The organism is Pseudarthrobacter sp. alpha12b, from assembly GCF_054130495.1.
Genome location: NZ_CP196746.1, coordinates 4,166,727 through 4,184,470 on the forward strand (window position 1 = coordinate 4,166,727; position 17,744 = coordinate 4,184,470).

Consider the following 17,744-nt stretch of genomic DNA (forward strand, 5'->3'; position numbering starts at 1 on the left):
GCGCACGAAACAGCGGCCCCTCCACCTGGGGTGGAGGGGCCGCTGGATGGGGTCCCGGCAGTTGCCGGAGGCCGCCGAAGACTTAGAGCGGGCGGATGTTCTCTGCCTGCGGACCCTTGGGGCCCTGGGTCACATCGAATTCGACCTTCTGGTTCTCGTCCAGGGAGCGGTATCCGCTGGAGGCGATTGCCGAGTAGTGGGCGAAAACGTCAGCGGACCCGTCATCGGGGGCAATGAAGCCAAAACCCTTTTCGGCGTTGAACCATTTAACTGTGCCTGTTGCCATGGCTGCATTCCTTCATGTGACTCTGATTCTCTCTCCGGGGATCATCCCGGAGTGTGCGGAGAACGTCCCCCGCAGTCCCCAACGTACGGGGCGCAGGGCCATGGTGCAAGGGTATTGGCCATAAAGGGCAGTTACCGCATCCCCTCGCGCCGGATTGCGGTGGCAATCGCGGCCGCCCGGGTGTCCACTCCGAGCTTGGCGTAGATGTGCGCCAGGTGGGTTTTGACGGTGGCCTCGGAGATGAAGAGCCGCCGCCCGAGTTCGCGGTTACTCAGGCCCTCGGTGAGCAGACTGAGCAGTTCGGCCTCCCGTGGCGTGAGCACCTCGTCCGGGTTGCGCAACTGCTGGAACAACCGCGAGGCCACCGGCGGGCTCATCACGCTCCTGCCCTGCACCGCGCCCCGGATGGCCGCAAAAATTTCCTCCGGGGCGGCATCCTTCAAGAGGTAGCCCATGGCCCCGGAGTCCACTGCCCGGACAATATCGGCATCCGAGTCGTAGGTAGTGAAAACCAGGATCGCCTGACTGCTGTTGAGGTCCCGGATCCGCCTGATGGCTTCGATTACATCCATGCCCGGGCCCATGGCAAGGTCCATCACCACCACCGCCGGGGAGTGCGCGCGCACCAGCTCCAACGCCTCGCTGCCCGATGATGCCTCGGCTACGACATCCATGTCAGGCTGGGTTCCCAGCAATGCGCGCAGGCCGCTCCGAACCACCAGGTGGTCGTCCACCAGCAGGACCGTAATGCTGCTCATTTACCGCCCTCCAACGGCAGTTGCGCGGCAACGATGGTTCCTTCACCGGGAGCGCTTTGCACCGAGAAAGCGCCACCCAGCTGCTCCACCCGCTGCCGCATTGCCCGCAGGCCGTACCCTCCGGCGCTCGACGGCGGAGCTGCCGCCGCAGGGTCAAAACCGGCGCCGTCGTCGTAAATGTCCAAGATGACGGCATCGGGCAGGAAGCCCACCGTCAGGGCGGCAACTGTTGCTGAAGCATGCAGCGCGATGTTGGAGGCTGCGCTCTGCACCACCCGCAGCAGGGCGTGCCGGACGTCCGGCGGGACCCGCCCCGGCCTGCCCGTCACCGTGAGGGTGGCTCCCGGCACGTACTGCCGGGCGGCAAGCAGCAGCGCCTCCGGCAACGGGGTCGATTCCAGTCCGGGGGAGGCAAGCTCGTGGACCAGGCTCCGGGTTTCCGCCAGGTTGGTGCGCAGCAGGCTGGTGGCCTGGTGAAGATCCTCCTGCGCTGCCGCGCCTGGCCATGCACGGGCCGCGGCTTCCAGCAGGAGCAGGCTGCTGGCGAGCCCCTGGGTGACGGTGTCGTGGATTTCACGGGATACCCGCTCCCGTTCGGCGATGGTGCCGGCACGGCGTTCACTCGCCGCCAGCTGGCCCTGGGCGAGCGAAACCTCCGCGTGCAGGCGGCGCTGCTCCTCGGCGTCGTGCTGTATCCGGTCGTAGATAAGCGTCAGCATCACGCCTACTGCCACAGGTCCCAGCAGCATGGCTACGTCTGTGCCGTTGCCCAGCCGAAACAGTCCGGCCGCGGTTGCCAGGGTGATGGCACCCGCCAGGACGTAGGACGCGGCACCGCGCAGCACACTCCTGCACAGGAAGAAAAGGGCGAAGGAACACCACGCGAAGCTCGGTGCTGCCACCACCAGGACCGCCCAGACTGCCACCAGCGCAACCATCCACGGGGCAGGGTGCCGGTCCGGCAGCGGGAGCAGGGCCACGACGGCGTAGACCAGGCAGGCGGCGGCGGCGAGTCCCAGGACCACAAGGTTGTCCGCCGGGGAGTGCCTCATGACGTACCGCACCACCGATGCCACCAGGAGCACTGCGAAGCCGAGATGGACTGCGGCCTCGATGCTGCCCAGGCGTTCCTTGGACGTGGGCGGCGCCGGACGGAACCCGGTGGTGTCGCCGTCGGTGGCAACGGCGGCCGCGGGGCCCGTGGTTGGGGTGGTATCTCTGCCAGGCATGCGGGGTCCGGATCTCATGGTGGGATTCACTGCCTTCCATGCTAGGGCTCCAGGGCCGTCCGGTCCCTCAGCCTTTTGGCTGATACGGCTGGCCTTTCGGGCCAGCCAGGGACAGACAAACGCCCGATGCCGCGCCAACCGCGGCCCTGAAGGATGGAAACCGGCAACAAAGACCACCCAACGCAAGGAATGCATCATGAAGAAGTCCCACAAAGTACTCGCCGCCGCAGCAGCCGGAGCAATCCTGGTGACGGCCGGAGCCACCGCAGCCGCCAACGCCGGTACTGGCCGTGTCAGCGGCCCTGAAACACCCGCCGTCGTCCCTGCCGTTGATGTCCAGCCGGCGCCGGAGACGGTGGTGCAGCAGAACCGCATCTCTGCCACAGCCTCCGCCCAGGCTGTCTCAGCGGCGCTGGCCAAGTGCCAGGCGGACAAACTGCCGTTCGTCACCGTTGCACTCGTTGACCGCTTTGGCACTGTCCAGGCACTGCTGCGGGGAGACAACGCCGCTGCCCACACCATTGAGGCCGCCAAGCAAAAGGCCTACACGGCCGCGGCTTTCGGCACCCCCACCAGCGAGCTGGCCAAGCGCGTCAATGGCAACGGCCCCTCGATCGCGGACCTGCCGGGCACCCTGTTCCTGGCGGGCGGTGTCCCGCTGAAGGTCAACGGCGTTTCCGTGGCCGGCATCGGTGTGGGCGGGGCACCCGATGGCGCCTTGGATGAAGCCTGCGCCACCGCCGGTGCCGAGGCCATTGCGGGCACTGGGAAATAATCGCGGGGAAATAGGCTTTGGGAATGAAGCACAGCCGCACCGCAGCGTCGGCCAGAGCGCTGGCCACTGCAGCTCTGGTCATCGCCACGGGAATGCTCCTGGCTGCGTGCCAGGCCAGCCCGGGGGATCCGCAGCAGGTGGAGGGTGGAGCGCCTGTTCCGTCGCTTAGCCAGGGAACGGGCCCGGGAGGGGAGACTTCACGCCAGCCTCTGCCCTCCCCATCAAGCTCCGCAATCCCGCCGCCGGCACCGTCACGCGAGGCGCAGGCGCAGCTCGACCAGGACTTGATTGCGGCCGCGAAAGCCAACAATGCGCCCTTGGTGGCCCAACTCATCAGCCGCGGAGGGGACGTCAACGCCAAGGACTCCATCCAGGATTCGGCGTTCCTGTTCGCGGGCGCCGAGGGCTTCAATGAGGTGCTGCAGCTGACACTCGCGGCCGGGGCGGACGTGGCCGCAACCAACCGCTACGGCGGCACCGCCCTGATCCCCGCCAGCGAGCACGGGCACGTGGAGACGGTAAGGATGCTCATTGCAGCCGGTGTCCCCATCAACCACGTGAACAACCTGGGGTGGACCGCCATGCAGGAGGCGGTGCTGCTCAACAACGGCGGCCCCCGTCAACAGGAGGTGGTGCGGCTCCTCCTGGCCGCCGGTGCGGACCCGGCCATCCGCGATCCTGCAGGGCGGACGGCCCTGCAGAACGCGGAGCGGCTCGGTTTCAAGGAGCTCGCGGCCCTGATCCGCGGCGCTGCTTAACCTATCCGGGCACCATCGGCCGTCGTGGGGCACTTTGGCACGGACACGCCGTCGTTATTGCCCAGAAGGGCCGCTGGCGGCGTCAAAGTGCCCCAGGACGGCGGCCCCCGGCGGGCGGGCACTCAGACGGCTTCGAGCACGCTGACATAGTTCGCGATGCCCACGCCGCCCATGTTCTGCACAGCCGCACGGCGGGCGCCGGCGAGCTGCATGTCCCCGGCAGTGCCTGTGAGCTGCATTGCGGCGATGACGTGCTGCGACACCCCGGTGGCCCCCACCGGGTGGCCCTTGGCTTTGAGGCCGCCCGAGATGTTGATGGGAAGCTTGCCGTCCTTGAAGACCCAGCCTTCCTTCACCGCGCGGGCGCCCTGGCCCGGTTCGGTCAGCCCGATCGCTTCGTACATGAGCAGCTCGGCGATGGTGAAGCAGTCATGCACCTCGGCGAAGTCCAGGTCCTCCAGTCCGACGCCGGCCATCGCCATGGCGCGCTGCCAGGAGGCGCGGGTTGCGGCGAAAGCGGTGGGGTCCCGGCGCTCGGTGGGGAAGAAATCGTTGGCCTGGCCGAAGCCTGCGAGCCGGACCGGGGCCGTGGCGCCGCCGGTGGGGGCGACGCTGAGCACCACCGCGGCTGCACCGTCGGACACGGGGGAGCAGTCGGTGCGGCGAAGCGGGTCTGCCACCATGGGGTTCTTGTCCGAGACGGTCTGGCAGAACTCCTCGCCGAGGTCCTTCCGGAGCTGGGCGTACGGGTTGTCGACGCCGTTGCGGTGGTTCTTGGCTGCGATGGTGCCCAGCACGTCGGAGACCGGACCGTAGCGCTTCTCGTAGTGCTTGGCGACCTCGGCGAAGAGGCCCGTGAAGCCGGTGGTGGAGGGCTTGCCGGCCATGTCGTAGTCCGCGCCGAGCAGTGCCGCGCCCACGACGTCTGCGCCGGCGTGGGTCATTTTCTCGGCACCGATGACCAGGACCGTCTTGGCGGTGCCGGCCAGCAGCGACTTGGTGCCCTGCTGGAACGCGGCCGAACCGGACGCGCACGCGTTCTCAACGCGGGTGGAGGGCACGTTGGCGAGCTGTTCGGAAACCTGGAGCGCCAGTGATGACGGGAAGGCCAGCGGCATCATGCCCGAGTTGAACTGGCCTACGTATATTTCATCGATCTGTCCGGGCTCTATCCCGGCATTGCCGATCGCCTCGGTAGCCACCTTGACGATCAGGGACTCGAGGGTCTCCTCCGTCAGCTTGCCGAACCGGCTGTGGCCCCAGCCGGTGAGCAGGACGTCCTTGCCAAACTGGTCTTTGAGGCTCATGCCGTGGCTCCTTCGAGTGTGGTGGTTGTTGCCAGGGAGGGAGCGGCGTCGAACTCCGCTTCCGTTTTCTCCCGGATGTCCTCTTCGGTGACCCCCGGCGCCAGCCGGGTGAGCGTAAGCCGCCGCCCGCCGTCGTCCGTCTTGTAAAGGTCAAAGACAGCCAGGTCACTGATGATCCTGTCCACGCAGCCCAGGCCCGTGAGCGGCAGGGTGCACTCGCGGACGATCTTGGCGGCGCCGTCCTTGGCGTTGTGCTCGGTGAGGACCACAACGCGCGGCGTTCCGGCCACGAGGTCCATGGCGCCGCCCATGCCCTTGACCATCTTGCCCGGGATGGTCCAGTTGGCCAGGTCGCCCTTGCCGGAGACCTGCATGGCGCCGAGGATGGCCACCTTGACGTGTCCGCCGCGGATCATGCCGAAAGAGGTGGCCGAGTCGAAGATGCTGCCGCCGGGCAGCACCGTGACGGTCTGCTTGCCGGCGTTGATCAGGTCCGCGTCCTCCTCGCCCTCGTAGGGGAACGGGCCCATGCCCAGCAGGCCGTTCTCGCTCTGCAGGACCACCCGCACGCCCTCGGGCAGGTTGTTGGCCACCAGCGTGGGGATGCCGATCCCCAGGTTCACGTAGTCGCCGTCGTTCAATTCCTCGGCCGCGATCGCAGCCATTTCATCCCTGGTCCATCCCATGGGTTTTCTCCTTGATCTTTCAGCTGTACTCAGTTGGGTATCACCGGCGGCACGAACTCGAACGTCATTCCCAGCAGCCACGCGAGCAGCAGGACCACCGGCAGGTGGAACAGGAACTGCTGGAACGTGAAGCCCACCAGGTCCCGGGCACGCAGTCCCAGCACCGCCAGCAGCGGGAGCATGAAGAACGGGTTGACGAGGTTGGGCAGGGCCTCGGCCATGTTGTAGATCTGCACGGTCCAGCCAAGGTTCATGTTCACGTCCGTGGCGGACTGCATGACGTAGGGTGCCTCGACCAGCCACTTTCCACCGCCGGAGGGAACGAACATGCCCAGGATGGCCGTGTAGACGGCGATGATCACCGCGAAGGCTCCGTTGCCGCCGATGCTGGTGAAGAAGTGTGCAAGGTGTTCTGACACCGAGAGGCCCCCGGCGCCTGTGGCCTTGGTCAGGATGGCGGCCATCGCGGCATACAGCGGAAACTGCACCAGGATTCCTGCCGTGGCGGGCACGGCCTTGGTGACTGATTGAAGGAACTTACGGGGCGTCCCGTGCAGCACCAGCCCCAGCATCAGGAAGACCAGCAGGTACCCGTTAAGCGAGCTCACAACGCTCAGGATGGGCAGCGTCAGCAGCTGGGACACCAACCAGCCCAACGTCAGTACCCCAGCCAGGATGGGGAGGACCCTGCTGTATTCGAGCCACTCGCCCGGCCGGGACTTTTCGGCCGGCGGTTCGGGCTGGTCGTCAAGGTCGACGCCGAGATCGGCTGCGGTTTTGACGGCGCCGCCGGTGGGGGCGGAGAAGTGCGCGATGACGGTGGTCAGCAGCATGAGGATGAGCAGGGTCAGCAGCGACTGCCAGGTGAAGATGGTGGTCCCGAAATCCAGGACGCCGGTGATCTTCAGCAGCGCCGGCGGAATGGAGGCTTTGGTGGCCTGCAGCTGGGCAGCGGAGGAGGACATCCCCAACGCCCAGACTGCCCCCAGTCCCATGAAGGCGGCTGCGCCGAGGGCCCGGTAGTCGACGTGCAGGTCCGTCCGGCGGGCCACGGCCCGTGCCAGGAGTCCGCCAAAGATCAGGCTCAAGCCCCAATTCACGAATGACACCGACATGGACAGGACAGCCACGAAGCTGACGGCAGCGCGCGCGGAGTTCGGCACCTGGGCCAGCCGGTCGATCAGCCGGGCCACTGGGGGTGAGGTTGCCACAACGTAGCCGGTCAGCACCACCATGGCCATCTGCAGCGTGAAGGCTGTGAGGTCCCAGAAGCCGTTGCCGAAGGAATCGACCACAGCCTTGGGTGAGGCGCCGATGGCCAGCGCCGCGACGGCCACCAGCAGCACGCCCGCCAGGGCAAAGATGTAGGCGTCCGGGAACCACTTCTGCGTCCAGCCGGCCAGCTTTTCAGCCATCAGGGCAAGACCCTTCTGGCGGACGTCCTGGTGGTTGAACTGCGTGGTGGTCATGACGTTGTTTCTCTCCATTGAGTGATGTTCTTCCGGTGTTGGCCGGCGGTCAGGCCGGGACGAGGCCGGTGCGCTGCCGGACGGTGCGCTGTTCGATGTCCTTGACCCGGTCCGTTGCCTGCACCAGCCGCTGGACAAAGACGCCGGGGGTGACAATGTGGTTGGGGTCCAGGTGCCCGGGCTCCACGATGACTTCCGCCTCGGCGACGGTCAGGATCCCTGCTGTGGCCACCACGGGGTTGAAGTTCCGGGCCGTGTAGCGGTAGATGAGGTTGCCGTCCGTGTCTCCGGTGTGGGCGTGGACCAGTGCGACGTCGGCCCGGATGGCACGTTCCTGGACGTACGTTTCGCCGTCGAACACCTCGTGCGGCTTGCCTTCGGCAACCAGGGTGCCCACGCCGGTCTTGGTGTAAAAGGCCGGGATGCCGGCGCCGCCGGCGCGGAGCCGCTCCGCCAGGGTGCCCTGCGGGGTGAACTCCACCTCCAGCCTGCCGGCGAGGTACTGTTCCGCGAACAGCTTGTTTTCGCCCACGTAGGAGGCGATCACCTTGCGGACCTGGCCCGCCTCGATCAGGATGCCCAGCCCTTTGCCGTCCACGCCCATGTTGTTGGAGACCACGGTGAGGTCCCGCACGCCGGAATCGCGGACGGCTTCGATCAGGTCGGCTGGGATGCCGCTTAAGCCAAACCCGCCAACGGCAAGGGTGATGCCGTCCTGCAGGACCCCTTCCAGGGCCGTGGCGGCAGAAGCCTGGAGTTTCTTCATGACGTCTCCTCGTTGAGCGCGGCGGTGGTCCACTTAGTGGACACCTGGGATCTGACTTTGGAGACTACGGGCGCCCGCGGAAACGTGTCAAGAATCACCCCTGAGTGCCCTACAGTATGGACAGTAGGGTGCAAAGCATCCATATTGTGGACAAAAGGGGAAGTTATGGCATCGACGCCGGTGCAGGGCGCCCAGGTGGTGGCACGGATCGCCGGGCTGCTGCGGCTGGTGGGCCGCAGCGCAGAGGGCATGCCGCTCGCGGTCCTGGTCCGGGAATCGGGCCTCACCCGTCCCACGGCCCACCGGCTCCTGACATCGCTTGCCGCGGAAGGCTTGCTGGACCACGACCCCGTTACGGGCAACTGGGTCCTGGGCCCTGAGATCCTGCTGATGGGATCGGTCGCCTCGGCCCGGTTCCCCATGGAGGACATCGCCCGGCCCAGCCTTCGCCGGTTGGCCCAGGCCACGGGGGAGAGCGCCTTCTTCTCCATCCGCCGCGGCGCCGAGACGGTCTGCCTGCTGCGTGAGGAGGGGAGCTTCCCCGTCCGGTCCTTTGTCCTGCACGAGGGCGTCCGGTTCCCGCTGGGCGTCGCGTCAGCCGGGACAGCCATCCTGGCCTTCCTGCCAAAAAGCGAGCAGGACGAATTACTCAGCCACTGGAGCGGACATGCGGGCGCCTTCGCCGCGAACCACACTCCTGACCGGGTGCGGGAGAACCTGGCCCGCACCCGGTTGGCTGGCTACTCGGTGAACCCCGGACTGGTCCTGGAGGGGAGCTGGGGGATGGGCGCTGCCGTGTTCGACCGTTCAGGAAGGCCCGCCTGGGCGTTGTCGCTGACCGGCATCGAGCCGCGTTTCAAGCCCGAACGGCAGGAGGAGCTGGGCGGTCTGCTGATGGCGGAGGCCCACCGCATCACGCAGCAGCTGGGGGGCGGCGGCGGGCGGCGGACCCGCTGAGTCTCCACTGCTTTGGCCGCCACCAACGACGGCGGGCCGCCCGTTTCGGGTGCGGGCCGCCGTCGTGCACCCCAAAGGTGGGGAAATCCAGCGCCGGGAGCCCGGCTACAGTCCCGCGCGGGGTTCCTCCGGGCCCTCGTGCTTCCACCAGGTGTCAAAGATGGTCACCGGCACGGTGCGCTTGTGGCGGGTCCGGAGGTACTTCTGCTCGATCGATTCGGCAACGGCATCCGGAACGTCGCGGCCTTCAAGGTAGTCGTCGATCTGGTCGTAGCTGAGGCCGAGTTCGTCCTCATCAGTGCGGCCCGGCCGGTCATCCAGGAGGTCGGCGGTGGGCACTTTCTCCCAGACCCGCGCGGGTGCTCCAAGCTCAGCCAGCAGGGCTCGGTTCTGCCGCTTGTTGAGGCCGAACAGGGGCAGGATGTCCGCCCCGCCGTCGCCGTACTTGGTGAAGAACCCGGTCACGGACTCGGCGCCGTGGTCCGTGCCGACCACCAGGTAGTTGTGTTCACCGGCTAGCGCATACTGGGCGATCATACGGGTGCGTGCCTTGGTGTTTCCCTTGTGGAAGTCGGAGATCTCCGAGCCCACGGTCTTTTCGAACTCGTCTTCAAAACCGTCCACCGCAGCCGAGATGTTGAACGTCCACTCCGTTTTGGCCTTGATGAAGTCCAGCGCCGCCTGGGCGTCTTCCTCATCATGCTGCACGCCGTACGGGAGGCGGACAGCCACAAAGTTGGCCTCCACGCCCTCGGCCTCGAGCTCATCCACTGCCAGCTGGGCAAGCTTTCCGGCGAGGGAGGAATCCAGGCCGCCGGAAATGCCCAGGACAAAGCCCTTGGTATGGGTTGCCTTCAGGTATTCCTTGAGGAAAGTGACACGTTTGCGCACCTCCCCTGCGGGATCGATCCGGGGCTGAACGCCCATTTCTTCAATGATCTTGGCCTGGAGTTCGCGCATGTGGTCCAGCCTAGCCAGCGCAGTCAACAACCCTCAACTGTTCCAGGCGGGCCCTGCGCGGCGTAGCTTGATTGCATGGAGCAGACGGGATGTGCCGTGGTGGGCGGGGGCCCGGCGGGAATCATGCTGGGCCTGCTGCTGGCCCGGGCCGGAGTGCACGTGGCGGTCCTGGAGAAGCACCGTGACTTCCTGCGGGACTTCCGCGGCGACACCGTGCATGCCTCCACCATCCGGCTGATCGACGAACTCGGTTTGGGAGCCGGATTCCGCCGCCTGCCGCAAAGCCGGCTGGACAATGTCGCCGTCCCGGTCCCCGGCGCCGGGCTGGTCACCCTGGCGGCTTTCAACTCCCTGAAGCCCCCGTACAACTACGTGGCGATGATGCCCCAGTGGGATTTCCTTGATTTCCTCGCCTCGGCTGCCGCCGCGGAACCGACGTTCACCCTGCTCATGGAGAGTGAAGCCACCGGCTTGGAGTTCGACGGCGGACGCGTCACGGGTGTGCGCTACCGGGCCACCGGGAACGGCGCTGCGGGCGCTGAACAGGTGCTGCACGCCGACGTTGTGGTGGCTGCCGACGGCAGGAATTCGGTGCTGCGACAGGCAGCCGGAATGCGGGCCAGGGAGTACCCGGTGCCGTTCGACACCTGGTGGTTCAAACTCCCGCGCCGCGCCTCCGAGAAGGGCGAGGTTGCCGGCGTAGTACCGGCGCTGGGGGACCGGGATGCCATGATTGCCCTCAATCGCACCGACTACTACCAGATGGGGTATCTCGCTGCAAAGGGCTCGGATGCCAGGATCCGCGAAAACGGCGTGGAACAGTTCCGGCAACGGGTGGCCGCCCTCCGCCCGGACCTCGCTGACCGCGTTGATTCCATCCGCAGCCTGGCGGACCTGCACTGGCTGGACGTCAGGCTGAACCGCCTGCAGCGCTGGTACGTTGACGGCTTCTTGTGCATTGGGGATGCCGCGCACGCCATGTCACCCGCCGGCGGGGTGGGGATCAACCTTGCCATCCAGGATGCAGTGGCCGCTGCGGAACGCCTGGCACCTGACCTGCGCCAGGGAGATGTACGGACCCGGACCCTCGCAGCAATCCAGCGCCGCCGCGTCATGCCCACGGTGGTGGTCCAAACCGTGCAGCGCATCATGCACCGGGTTGTCTTCGTTCCACTCTTCGCGGGGACATTGTCAGGCGACATGCTCGCCCGGAAGGGCGCCCGCGGCCGGTTCTCCATCCAGCGCGTGCTCTTCTTCATCCTCCGCCACAACCCCGTGGTAAAGCGTGTCCTTCCCCGGGTCGTCGCAATCGGACCGCGTCCCGAGCACGCGCCGGGCTTCGCCCGCCCGCTCACAGTCCGCCCACCCACTAAACTTGGGGCCATGACTTCGCCCACTGACACTGCGGTAGACACCGCGGCTGCCCGCGCCCGCCTGCTCGAACTGATCAAGGAACTCGCCGTGGTCCGCGGCAAGGTGATCCTCTCCAGCGGAGCGGAGGCCGATTACTACATCGACCTGCGCCGCATCACCCTGCACCATGAGGCGTCCAAGCTGGTGGGCCAGGTCATGCTGGCACTGGCGGACGACGCCGGCATCGACTTTGAGTGCGCCGGCGGCCTCACCATGGGTGCAGACCCGGTTGGCACCGCGGTGATGCACGCTGCCGTGGACGCCGGCCGGACGGTTGACGCGTTCGTGGTCCGCAAGGCCCAGAAGTCCTATGGCATGGGCCGGCAGGTGGAGGGCCCGTCCGTTGAGGGCCGCAAGGTGCTGGTCCTGGAGGACACGTCCACTACGGGTGGATCCGCGCTGACCGCGGTGGAAGGCGTCCGGAAAGCCGGCGGCAACGTCTTGGCGGTGGCCGTGATCGTGGACCGCGACACCGGTGCCAAGGAAAAGATCGAAGCTGAAACCGGCGTTCCCTACCTGTTCGCGTTCGGCAAGGACGAACTGGGTCTGGACTAGCCCACTGGAGCCGGCCCCCGTGGCCGGCTCCGGTGACGCATGGGGCCTGGCTGTTGGCCCGCCGTTCAAGGCTGACATATCATATGCCTTAACACTTTTCAGTTGCTTGGAGACCCTGCATTTTGCTCCCCCCACAACAGCCTTTGAGCGCAACCGACCAAATCCAGAACCTCATCCTGGAAAGCGCTGATTTCGAGCACTTCCTCAATGAGTTGGCGCGCTTCTCCGCGCACCAGATGGCCGGCGACGGTGACGACGCCCTGTGCGGTATCACGCTGCTCCGCGACCGCAAGGCGGCCACCATTGGCTGGAGCAGCGAGACGGCCCGGGAAGTGGATGAAATCCAGTACTCCCTTGCCCAGGGTCCATGCCTTTCTGCGGCAAAGGACGAACGCGAAGTCTATGTCCCGGACCTTTTGCAGGAGGACCGGTGGGGTCCGGACTACGCTTCTGCGGTTGCCTCCCACGGTTTGCGGTCGGTGCTTTCCCTCCCGTTCAACCTGCAGGGGGAGGCCAAGGCGGCACTGAACCTCTATTCCGACGCCCCGCATAAGTTTGACGGGCGGGCTGCGGGCAGGGCGCGGGAGTTCACCCGGGAAATTTCCGAAGCACTGCGGCTGGCTGTCCGGTTTTCGCTGCACGCAGACAGCGCGTCGAACCTCCGGGCCACGCTGGAGTCGCGGACCATCATCGACATCGCCATCGGCATCGTCATGGCGCAGAACCGGTGCAGCCAGGAAGCCGCCGTCGAAATCCTTACCGAGGCATCCAGCAACAGCAACACCAAGCTGCGCGACATTGCGAAGTCCCTGGTGGATTCGGTGGGCGGAGCCGGTGCACGCACCCACTTCCAGGAGCCGGGGAAGGTAAGTCCGGGCCGCAGGGCTTGAAGTGGCTTGTGCCGGACTTCCGCGCAGGTTACGCTTGCGGAGGTTGAGCCGTCGGCCATAGACCTCTTTTGGAGTACCTATGGACCGCACTTTAGACGCACTCGTCAACTTCGATGTCCCAGCAGACATCATCCGGATCGAAGTCCGGGGGGCCCTTCACCGCGACTCCCGTGGTGAACTGGTCCACATCATCCGCCGTGTCCGCAGAATGGGCATCCGCTCCCGTATCTGCGTGGATCTTTCGCAGGCCGGCCTCGTTGAGTCAGCCGCGCTGGCCGGACTGCGGAATGACCTGAACGCGCTGGACGCCAACTCATTGCCGGGCGTTCCGTCCGCCGGAGTGTCCCTTCAGCTCGCGCCCGCTGCACACGACTGGGCAACAGCGGACGCTTCCAGCCGCCAACCGCTCCTCATGGACGACGACGTCAGGGAGCTTTTCCCCGGCGGCCGGTTTGCTGGGGAGTACCCGCACCTGCCCGTCATGTGGATCGAAGAGTTCTACGGCCGGCCACTCACGGAGTATTCGAACGAAGAGCTGTTTGCGGCCAGTGATGCCCTGTTCGCCTTGCTGGACGATTCGCAAGCCCAGGACAGCGCGGACCTGCTGGGCCGCTACAACGACATCGGCCTGGAAATCCATCGCCGCCAGCAGGAACCGCAGGCACCCTTCCCGGCCACGGAAGGTCAGGCCGCCAGCTGACCCCCGCGTCACCGAACGGTTACACCCGCACATTGCGGCGGCACGTTTGGCTGGGCTTACGGTAGGACTGTGCCGTATGAGGGGGAGGTCAGTCCGCAGAGCCGGCGGGGGGTGTCCGATGCCCGGCTGCTGGCGGAAGCGGCTGCCTTAAAACGCTTCTCGCGCCGCACCTTCCTGGCCGCTGCCGGGGCTTCCGGACTGCTGGCTGCGGACATGTTGATGACCCGTGAAGTGCAGTCACAGCGCCGGACCACCAGGATCCTGGCCGTCGCGGATGACTTCGCCGACGCCTACTACCCGGACGCCAGCTGGTTCCTCTTCCCCGGGTACAAAACCAGCTGGGAAGAGGCACAGTGGATCCTCAACACCATGCGTGGGGCGCTGAACAAGCGCGCCCGGCTCGCCGCCGTCGGATATTCCAACCTGGGCTTGAACATCACCGAGGTGGTCAATGCGATCGCCGACTACGTCGCCGCTGAAAAGATCACCAAACTCTTCTTCTACGGGCACAGTTTCGGCGGCATGCTGGCCACCCAGGTAGCCGCCCGGCTCCTGGCCCTGCAGGGCATCCAGGTGCAGTTCATCCTTCTGGACTCCAGCCCCTACAGCGCCCACGACGTCCTGGACCAGAGCTGGTTCGACGGCGTGGTGTTCCTCTACGAAAGCGGCGTCAGGTTCCCCTCCACGCTGCGCGGCGGGTACGAGCTGGGGGAGCGGATCATCCACAAGGACGAACGGAGCTGGCGCCAGATTCTGGACCAGACGCTGCAGCAGCTGTCCCCGATTGCTCCATCGAACGTCTTGGTCCAGACGGAGTCCGCCTACATCTACCACTTCGAGGGAAGCCAGTTCGCCGGGAAGCTCGGCACAGCCAAGATGGCCTACATCGGCAACCCAAAAGACGGGACTGTGGACTACGAGACCGCGGCCGAAACCTGGGCCGTCGTCTTCAAGGACAACATGGTCTCAAGCAACCTGCAGACCACAGGAGCGGCGCCCGCCCACGCCAGCCCCGGCTGGAATCCGCAGATCTACCGGCCCCTGGTCGCCGAGCTGCTGGACGAGTACTTCCCCCTGCCCCGGGGCGGTACCCGGGTCAGCATCTTCTAGATCTGGTTCTTCAGGTCCGCCACCGAGTTCATCACCTGGTTGGGCCGGAACGGGTACGCTGCGATGTCGTCCCTGTGCGTGATGCCGCTGAGGACCAGGACCGTGTGCAGGCCTGCCTCCATGCCGGCAATGATGTCAGTGTCCATCCGGTCGCCGATCATGGCGGTGGTCTCGGAGTGTGCGTCGATCTGGTTCATCGCCGAACGGAACATCATGGGGTTGGGCTTGCCCACAATGTACGGTTCACGGCCGGTGGCCTTGGTAATCAGGGCCGCGATGGCGCCGGTGGCGGGCATGGGGCCGTCCTTGGAGGGGCCGGTGGCGTCCGGGTTGGTGGCGATGAACCGGGCACCGGCGAGGATCAGGCGGATGGCCGTGGTGATTGCCTCGAACGAGTAGGTGCGCGTCTCGCCGAGCACCACGAAGTCCGGGTTCTGGTCGGTGAGGATGAAGCCTGCCTCGTGCAGCGCCGTCGTAAGCCCTGCCTCGCCGATGGTATAGGCGCGGTTTCCGGACTCCGAGCCACTCACCTGGTCCTTCAGGAACTGGGCCGTGGCCAGCGCCGAGGTCCAGATGTTCTCCTCCGGAATCTCCAGGCCCGAGGAACGCAGGCGGGCGGCGAGGTCGCGCGGGGTGAAGATGGAGTTGTTGGTCAGCACCAGGAAGCGCTTGGACGTGTCCACCCACCGCTGGATCAGTTCCGCCGCGCCGGGGATGGGCTGGTTCTCGTGGACCAGGACGCCGTCCATGTCCGTCAGCCAGCACTCAATCTCCTGGCCGCTGCGGTATACCGCCGGTGACCCCGTGACCTTGTCCTCTTCTGCCATGCCTGCCTCCGCCTGTGATGGTTGCCCGAAGAGTCCAGTCTAGTGTTGAAGGGTGAACCAAACGCCCGGCATGACAGACGAACCCGACCACCAGCACGGGGAGGCCGAACCCGCAAAGGCAGAGGTCGGCGTCGGGCCTTGGGAAGGGGAACTGCCCGAAGGCGACCACTGGGACCCGGACCTGCTGGCCGACGGCGACCGGCGCAACGTCCTGGACAAATACCGCTACTGGAAACACGAGGCGATCGTGGCAGAGCTGGATTCGCGGCGGCACAACTTCCACGTGGCCATCGAAAACTGGCAGCACGACCTGAACATCGGCACCGTGGTGCGCACCGCCAACGCCTTCCTCGCCAAAGAGGTGCACATCATCGGACGACGCCGGTGGAACCGCCGCGGAGCCATGGTCACCGACCGCTACCAGCACGTCCGCCACCACCCCACCGTTGAGGACTTCGTCCAGTGGGCGCAGGGGGAGGGGCTGGCGATTATCGGGATCGACATCTTCCCGGACTCGGTGCCCCTGGAGACGTACGAGCTGCCACGCGACTGCGTGCTGGTTTTCGGGCAGGAGGGGCCGGGCCTGACCCCGGAAGTCCACCAGGCCGCCGTCGCCACCCTGTCCATCGAGCAATTCGGCTCCACCCGGTCCATCAACGCCGCCTCCGCCGCCGCCATCGCGATGCACGCCTGGATCCGCCGGCACGTCTTCAACCAGCACGTCTGAGTGTTACTGAGCGGTGACCCGAAACACTGTCCAAGCCCGGGAATGGCTAGGATGGTGCCAAGCCGTAAGCGGTCTACTTGAGGGTCTTCCACCCACAGACGAAACTCAGCAGAGGAGCCAGCATGCCCATTGCAACCCCAGAGATCTACTCCGAGATGATCGACCGTGCGAAGGCGGGCGGCTTCGCGTTCCCGGCCGTGAACGTCACGTCCTCGCAGACGCTGAACGCAGCCCTCCGCGGTTTCGCTGAGGCGGAGTCCGACGGCATCGTGCAGGTTTCCACCGGCGGCGCAGCCTACTGGTCCGGCGCCTCCACCAAGGACATGGTTGCCGGTTCCCTGGGCTTCGCGGCCTTTGCCCGCGAAGTTGCCAAGAACTACGGCGTGAACATCGCCCTGCACACGGACCACTGCCCCAAGGACAAGCTGGACGGCTTTGTCCTGCCCCTGCTGGCTGCCTCCGAAGCTGAGGTCAAGGCCGGCCGCAACCCGCTGTTCAACTCGCACATGTGGGACGGCTCCGCCGAGACCCTGCAGGAGAACCTGCGCATCGCCCGCGATCTGCTGCAGCGCACCGCTGCCGCCAAGATGATCCTCGAGGTGGAGATCGGCACCGTCGGCGGTGAGGAAGATGGCGTTGAGAACGCCATCAACGACAAGCTCTACACCACGGTGGAGGACGCGCTGGCCACCATCGACGCCCTCGGCGCCGGTGAAAACGGCCGCTACATCACCGCCCTGACCTTCGGCAACGTCCACGGCGTCTACAAGCCCGGCGGCGTCAAGCTCCGCCCGGAGATCCTCAAGGACATCCAGGCACAGGTGGGCGCCAAGATCGGCAAGGACAACCCGTTCGACCTGGTGTTCCACGGCGGCTCCGGCTCCTCCGACCAGGAAATCGCGGACGCCGTCTCCTACGGCGTGATCAAGATGAACATCGACACCGACACCCAGTACGCCTACACGCGTCCGGTGGCGGACCACATGTTCAAGAACTACGACGGCGTCCTGAAGGTGGACGGCGAAGTGGGCAACAAGAAGACCTACGACCCCCGCGTCTGGGGCGCCTCCGCCGAAGCCGGCCTCGCAGCCCGCGTGGTGGAAGCCACCAAGCAGCTCGGTTCGGCCGGAAAGACCTTCTAGATGTCGGACGAGTTCCGCAGGAACCTGATGGGTCCGGAGCCCACGCTCCTGCCTGCCGAAACCGAGGTGTACGGGCAGCTGGAGGCCGGCCACGAGGCCCTGGACCTGGTGGAAAAGCACCCCACGTCCTCGCTGCTCTGGGCCATCCTGGCCGAGGAAGCGTGGATCGAGGGCCGCACCATCGACTCCTACGCCTACGCCCGCGTGGGCTACCACCGCGGACTGGACTCGCTGCGCCGCAACGGCTGGCGCGGCGTGGGCCCGATCCCGTGGGAGCACGAGCCAAACCGCGGGTTCCTGCGGGCCCTCTACTCCCTGGGCAGGGCCTCGTCAGCCATCGGCGAGGCCGACGAGCCGGAGCGGATCGAGAAGTTCCTCAACGATTCCGATCCCACGGCGAAGGCAGCCATCGAGGCCAAATAGGGTCCC

Annotated in this window: 19 protein-coding genes; 10 read left to right on the top strand and 9 right to left on the bottom strand. The window is 66.3% G+C overall.

Features of this window, described 5'->3' with window-relative positions; all coding sequences use genetic code 11:
* Nucleotides 1–82 precede the first annotated feature (82 nt).
* The 3 genes from ACTAQI_RS19300 to ACTAQI_RS19310 form a co-directional block, all read right to left on the bottom strand.
* Nucleotides 83–286, bottom strand: coding sequence for a cold-shock protein (locus tag ACTAQI_RS19300; RefSeq protein ID WP_013599688.1), 204 nt, complete (start codon nucleotides 284–286; stop codon nucleotides 83–85).
* Nucleotides 287–417: 131 nt separating this feature from the next.
* The gene (locus ACTAQI_RS19305) at nucleotides 418–1,044 is read right to left on the bottom strand and encodes a response regulator (RefSeq protein ID WP_457948020.1); all 627 of its coding nucleotides are present in this window, start codon (nucleotides 1,042–1,044) and stop codon (nucleotides 418–420) included.
* Entirely contained in the window at nucleotides 1,041–2,273 is a 1,233-nt protein-coding gene (locus tag ACTAQI_RS19310; RefSeq protein WP_457948021.1) for a sensor histidine kinase, read from the bottom strand. Before ACTAQI_RS19310 ends, ACTAQI_RS19305 begins: the two co-directional genes overlap by 4 nt.
* A 196-nt stretch (nucleotides 2,274–2,469) precedes the next feature.
* Between ACTAQI_RS19310 and ACTAQI_RS19315 the strand changes: the two genes are divergently transcribed.
* Both ACTAQI_RS19315 and ACTAQI_RS19320 read left to right on the top strand, forming a co-directional pair.
* On the top strand, nucleotides 2,470–3,048 hold the full coding sequence (locus ACTAQI_RS19315) for a GlcG/HbpS family heme-binding protein (protein ID WP_457948022.1): 579 nt from the start codon (nucleotides 2,470–2,472) through the stop codon (nucleotides 3,046–3,048).
* 23 nt (nucleotides 3,049–3,071) lie between these two features.
* Nucleotides 3,072–3,806, top strand: coding sequence for an ankyrin repeat domain-containing protein (locus ACTAQI_RS19320; protein WP_457948023.1), 735 nt, complete (start codon nucleotides 3,072–3,074; stop codon nucleotides 3,804–3,806).
* Between the two features lie 122 nt (nucleotides 3,807–3,928).
* On the opposite strand, the gene ACTAQI_RS19325 is transcribed toward ACTAQI_RS19320, so the two are convergent.
* From ACTAQI_RS19325 to ACTAQI_RS19340, 4 genes are read right to left on the bottom strand one after another with little or no spacing between them, the layout of a single operon-like run.
* Nucleotides 3,929–5,113 (bottom strand): acetyl-CoA acetyltransferase, encoded by a 1,185-nt coding sequence (locus tag ACTAQI_RS19325; RefSeq protein ID WP_457948024.1) that lies wholly within the window; start codon nucleotides 5,111–5,113, stop codon nucleotides 3,929–3,931.
* A complete protein-coding gene (locus ACTAQI_RS19330) occupies nucleotides 5,110–5,799 on the bottom strand; it encodes a CoA transferase subunit B (RefSeq protein WP_457948025.1) in 690 nt (229 codons plus the stop codon). The genes ACTAQI_RS19325 and ACTAQI_RS19330 overlap by 4 nt, the downstream gene beginning before the upstream one ends.
* Nucleotides 5,800–5,828: 29 nt before the next feature.
* A complete protein-coding gene (locus tag ACTAQI_RS19335; RefSeq protein WP_457948026.1) occupies nucleotides 5,829–7,286 on the bottom strand; it encodes a short-chain fatty acid transporter in 1,458 nt (485 codons plus the stop codon).
* A 31-nt stretch (nucleotides 7,287–7,317) separates the two neighbouring features.
* The gene (locus tag ACTAQI_RS19340; protein ID WP_457948027.1) at nucleotides 7,318–8,034 is read right to left on the bottom strand and encodes a CoA transferase subunit A; all 717 of its coding nucleotides are present in this window, start codon (nucleotides 8,032–8,034) and stop codon (nucleotides 7,318–7,320) included.
* A 165-nt stretch (nucleotides 8,035–8,199) separates the two neighbouring features.
* Between ACTAQI_RS19340 and ACTAQI_RS19345 the strand changes: the two genes are divergently transcribed.
* Entirely contained in the window at nucleotides 8,200–8,991 is a 792-nt protein-coding gene (locus tag ACTAQI_RS19345) for an IclR family transcriptional regulator (RefSeq protein ID WP_457948028.1), read from the top strand.
* Between the two features lie 105 nt (nucleotides 8,992–9,096).
* Here the strand turns inward: ACTAQI_RS19345 and nadE are convergent, their stop codons facing one another.
* Nucleotides 9,097–9,951 carry an ammonia-dependent NAD(+) synthetase gene (gene nadE, locus ACTAQI_RS19350; protein ID WP_457948029.1) on the bottom strand — a complete coding sequence of 285 codons (855 nt, stop codon included), beginning with the start codon at nucleotides 9,949–9,951 and terminating at the stop codon, nucleotides 9,097–9,099.
* A 75-nt stretch (nucleotides 9,952–10,026) separates the two neighbouring features.
* Here nadE and pyrE point away from each other — a divergent pair, with 75 nt between their 5' ends.
* The 4 genes from pyrE (at nucleotide 10,027) to ACTAQI_RS19370 (ending at nucleotide 14,619) form a co-directional block, all read left to right on the top strand.
* Nucleotides 10,027–11,919 carry an orotate phosphoribosyltransferase gene (gene pyrE / locus ACTAQI_RS19355; RefSeq protein WP_457948030.1) on the top strand — a complete coding sequence of 631 codons (1,893 nt, stop codon included), beginning with the start codon at nucleotides 10,027–10,029 and terminating at the stop codon, nucleotides 11,917–11,919.
* Nucleotides 11,920–12,062: 143 nt separating this feature from the next.
* On the top strand, nucleotides 12,063–12,809 hold the full coding sequence (locus ACTAQI_RS19360; RefSeq protein ID WP_457948031.1) for a GAF and ANTAR domain-containing protein: 747 nt from the start codon (nucleotides 12,063–12,065) through the stop codon (nucleotides 12,807–12,809).
* Nucleotides 12,810–12,888: 79 nt separating this feature from the next.
* Entirely contained in the window at nucleotides 12,889–13,509 is a 621-nt protein-coding gene (locus tag ACTAQI_RS19365) for a hypothetical protein (RefSeq protein ID WP_457948032.1), read from the top strand.
* Between the two features lie 69 nt (nucleotides 13,510–13,578).
* Complete coding sequence (locus tag ACTAQI_RS19370) at nucleotides 13,579–14,619, top strand: alpha/beta hydrolase (RefSeq protein ID WP_457948033.1); 1,041 nt, start codon at nucleotides 13,579–13,581, stop codon at nucleotides 14,617–14,619.
* On the opposite strand, the gene ACTAQI_RS19375 is transcribed toward ACTAQI_RS19370, so the two are convergent.
* Nucleotides 14,616–15,446, bottom strand: coding sequence for an HAD-IIA family hydrolase (locus tag ACTAQI_RS19375; protein WP_457948034.1), 831 nt, complete (start codon nucleotides 15,444–15,446; stop codon nucleotides 14,616–14,618). The genes ACTAQI_RS19370 and ACTAQI_RS19375 overlap by 4 nt on opposite strands.
* 70 nt (nucleotides 15,447–15,516) lie before the next feature.
* On the opposite strand from ACTAQI_RS19375, the gene ACTAQI_RS19380 reads away from it, so the two are divergent.
* The 3 genes from ACTAQI_RS19380 to ACTAQI_RS19390 all read left to right on the top strand — a co-directional run bounded on the left by ACTAQI_RS19380 (nucleotide 15,517) and on the right by ACTAQI_RS19390 (nucleotide 17,738).
* Complete coding sequence (locus tag ACTAQI_RS19380) at nucleotides 15,517–16,173, top strand: TrmH family RNA methyltransferase (protein ID WP_457948035.1); 657 nt, start codon at nucleotides 15,517–15,519, stop codon at nucleotides 16,171–16,173.
* A 122-nt stretch (nucleotides 16,174–16,295) separates the two neighbouring features.
* Entirely contained in the window at nucleotides 16,296–17,315 is a 1,020-nt protein-coding gene (fbaA, locus tag ACTAQI_RS19385; protein WP_457948036.1) for a class II fructose-bisphosphate aldolase, read from the top strand.
* The gene (locus tag ACTAQI_RS19390) at nucleotides 17,316–17,738 is read left to right on the top strand and encodes a DUF3151 domain-containing protein (RefSeq protein WP_457948037.1); all 423 of its coding nucleotides are present in this window, start codon (nucleotides 17,316–17,318) and stop codon (nucleotides 17,736–17,738) included. It begins immediately after the preceding gene.
* The last annotated feature ends 6 nt before the right edge of the window (nucleotides 17,739–17,744 follow it).

Excerpts from the sequence above, each read along its gene's own strand:
- ACTAQI_RS19320 (WP_457948023.1), top strand. The coding sequence starts at position 3,072 with ATGAAGCACAGCCGCACCGCAGCGTCGGCCAGAGCGCTGGCCACTGCA.
- ACTAQI_RS19380 (WP_457948035.1), top strand. The coding sequence starts at position 15,517 with ATGACAGACGAACCCGACCACCAGCACGGGGAGGCCGAACCCGCAAAG.
- nadE (WP_457948029.1), bottom strand. The coding sequence starts at position 9,951 with ATGCGCGAACTCCAGGCCAAGATCATTGAAGAAATGGGCGTTCAGCCC.
- pyrE (WP_457948030.1), top strand. The coding sequence starts at position 10,027 with ATGGAGCAGACGGGATGTGCCGTGGTGGGCGGGGGCCCGGCGGGAATC.
- ACTAQI_RS19345 (WP_457948028.1), top strand. The coding sequence starts at position 8,200 with ATGGCATCGACGCCGGTGCAGGGCGCCCAGGTGGTGGCACGGATCGCC.
- ACTAQI_RS19305 (WP_457948020.1), bottom strand. The coding sequence starts at position 1,044 with ATGAGCAGCATTACGGTCCTGCTGGTGGACGACCACCTGGTGGTTCGG.
- ACTAQI_RS19390 (WP_457948037.1), top strand. The coding sequence starts at position 17,316 with ATGTCGGACGAGTTCCGCAGGAACCTGATGGGTCCGGAGCCCACGCTC.
- ACTAQI_RS19365 (WP_457948032.1), top strand. The coding sequence starts at position 12,889 with ATGGACCGCACTTTAGACGCACTCGTCAACTTCGATGTCCCAGCAGAC.
- ACTAQI_RS19330 (WP_457948025.1), bottom strand. The coding sequence starts at position 5,799 with ATGGGATGGACCAGGGATGAAATGGCTGCGATCGCGGCCGAGGAATTG.
- fbaA (WP_457948036.1), top strand. The coding sequence starts at position 16,296 with ATGCCCATTGCAACCCCAGAGATCTACTCCGAGATGATCGACCGTGCG.
- ACTAQI_RS19335 (WP_457948026.1), bottom strand. The coding sequence starts at position 7,286 with ATGGAGAGAAACAACGTCATGACCACCACGCAGTTCAACCACCAGGAC.
- ACTAQI_RS19325 (WP_457948024.1), bottom strand. The coding sequence starts at position 5,113 with ATGAGCCTCAAAGACCAGTTTGGCAAGGACGTCCTGCTCACCGGCTGG.
- ACTAQI_RS19375 (WP_457948034.1), bottom strand. The coding sequence starts at position 15,446 with ATGGCAGAAGAGGACAAGGTCACGGGGTCACCGGCGGTATACCGCAGC.
- ACTAQI_RS19315 (WP_457948022.1), top strand. The coding sequence starts at position 2,470 with ATGAAGAAGTCCCACAAAGTACTCGCCGCCGCAGCAGCCGGAGCAATC.
- ACTAQI_RS19300 (WP_013599688.1), bottom strand. The coding sequence starts at position 286 with ATGGCAACAGGCACAGTTAAATGGTTCAACGCCGAAAAGGGTTTTGGC.
- ACTAQI_RS19340 (WP_457948027.1), bottom strand. The coding sequence starts at position 8,034 with ATGAAGAAACTCCAGGCTTCTGCCGCCACGGCCCTGGAAGGGGTCCTG.
- ACTAQI_RS19310 (WP_457948021.1), bottom strand. The coding sequence starts at position 2,273 with ATGCCTGGCAGAGATACCACCCCAACCACGGGCCCCGCGGCCGCCGTT.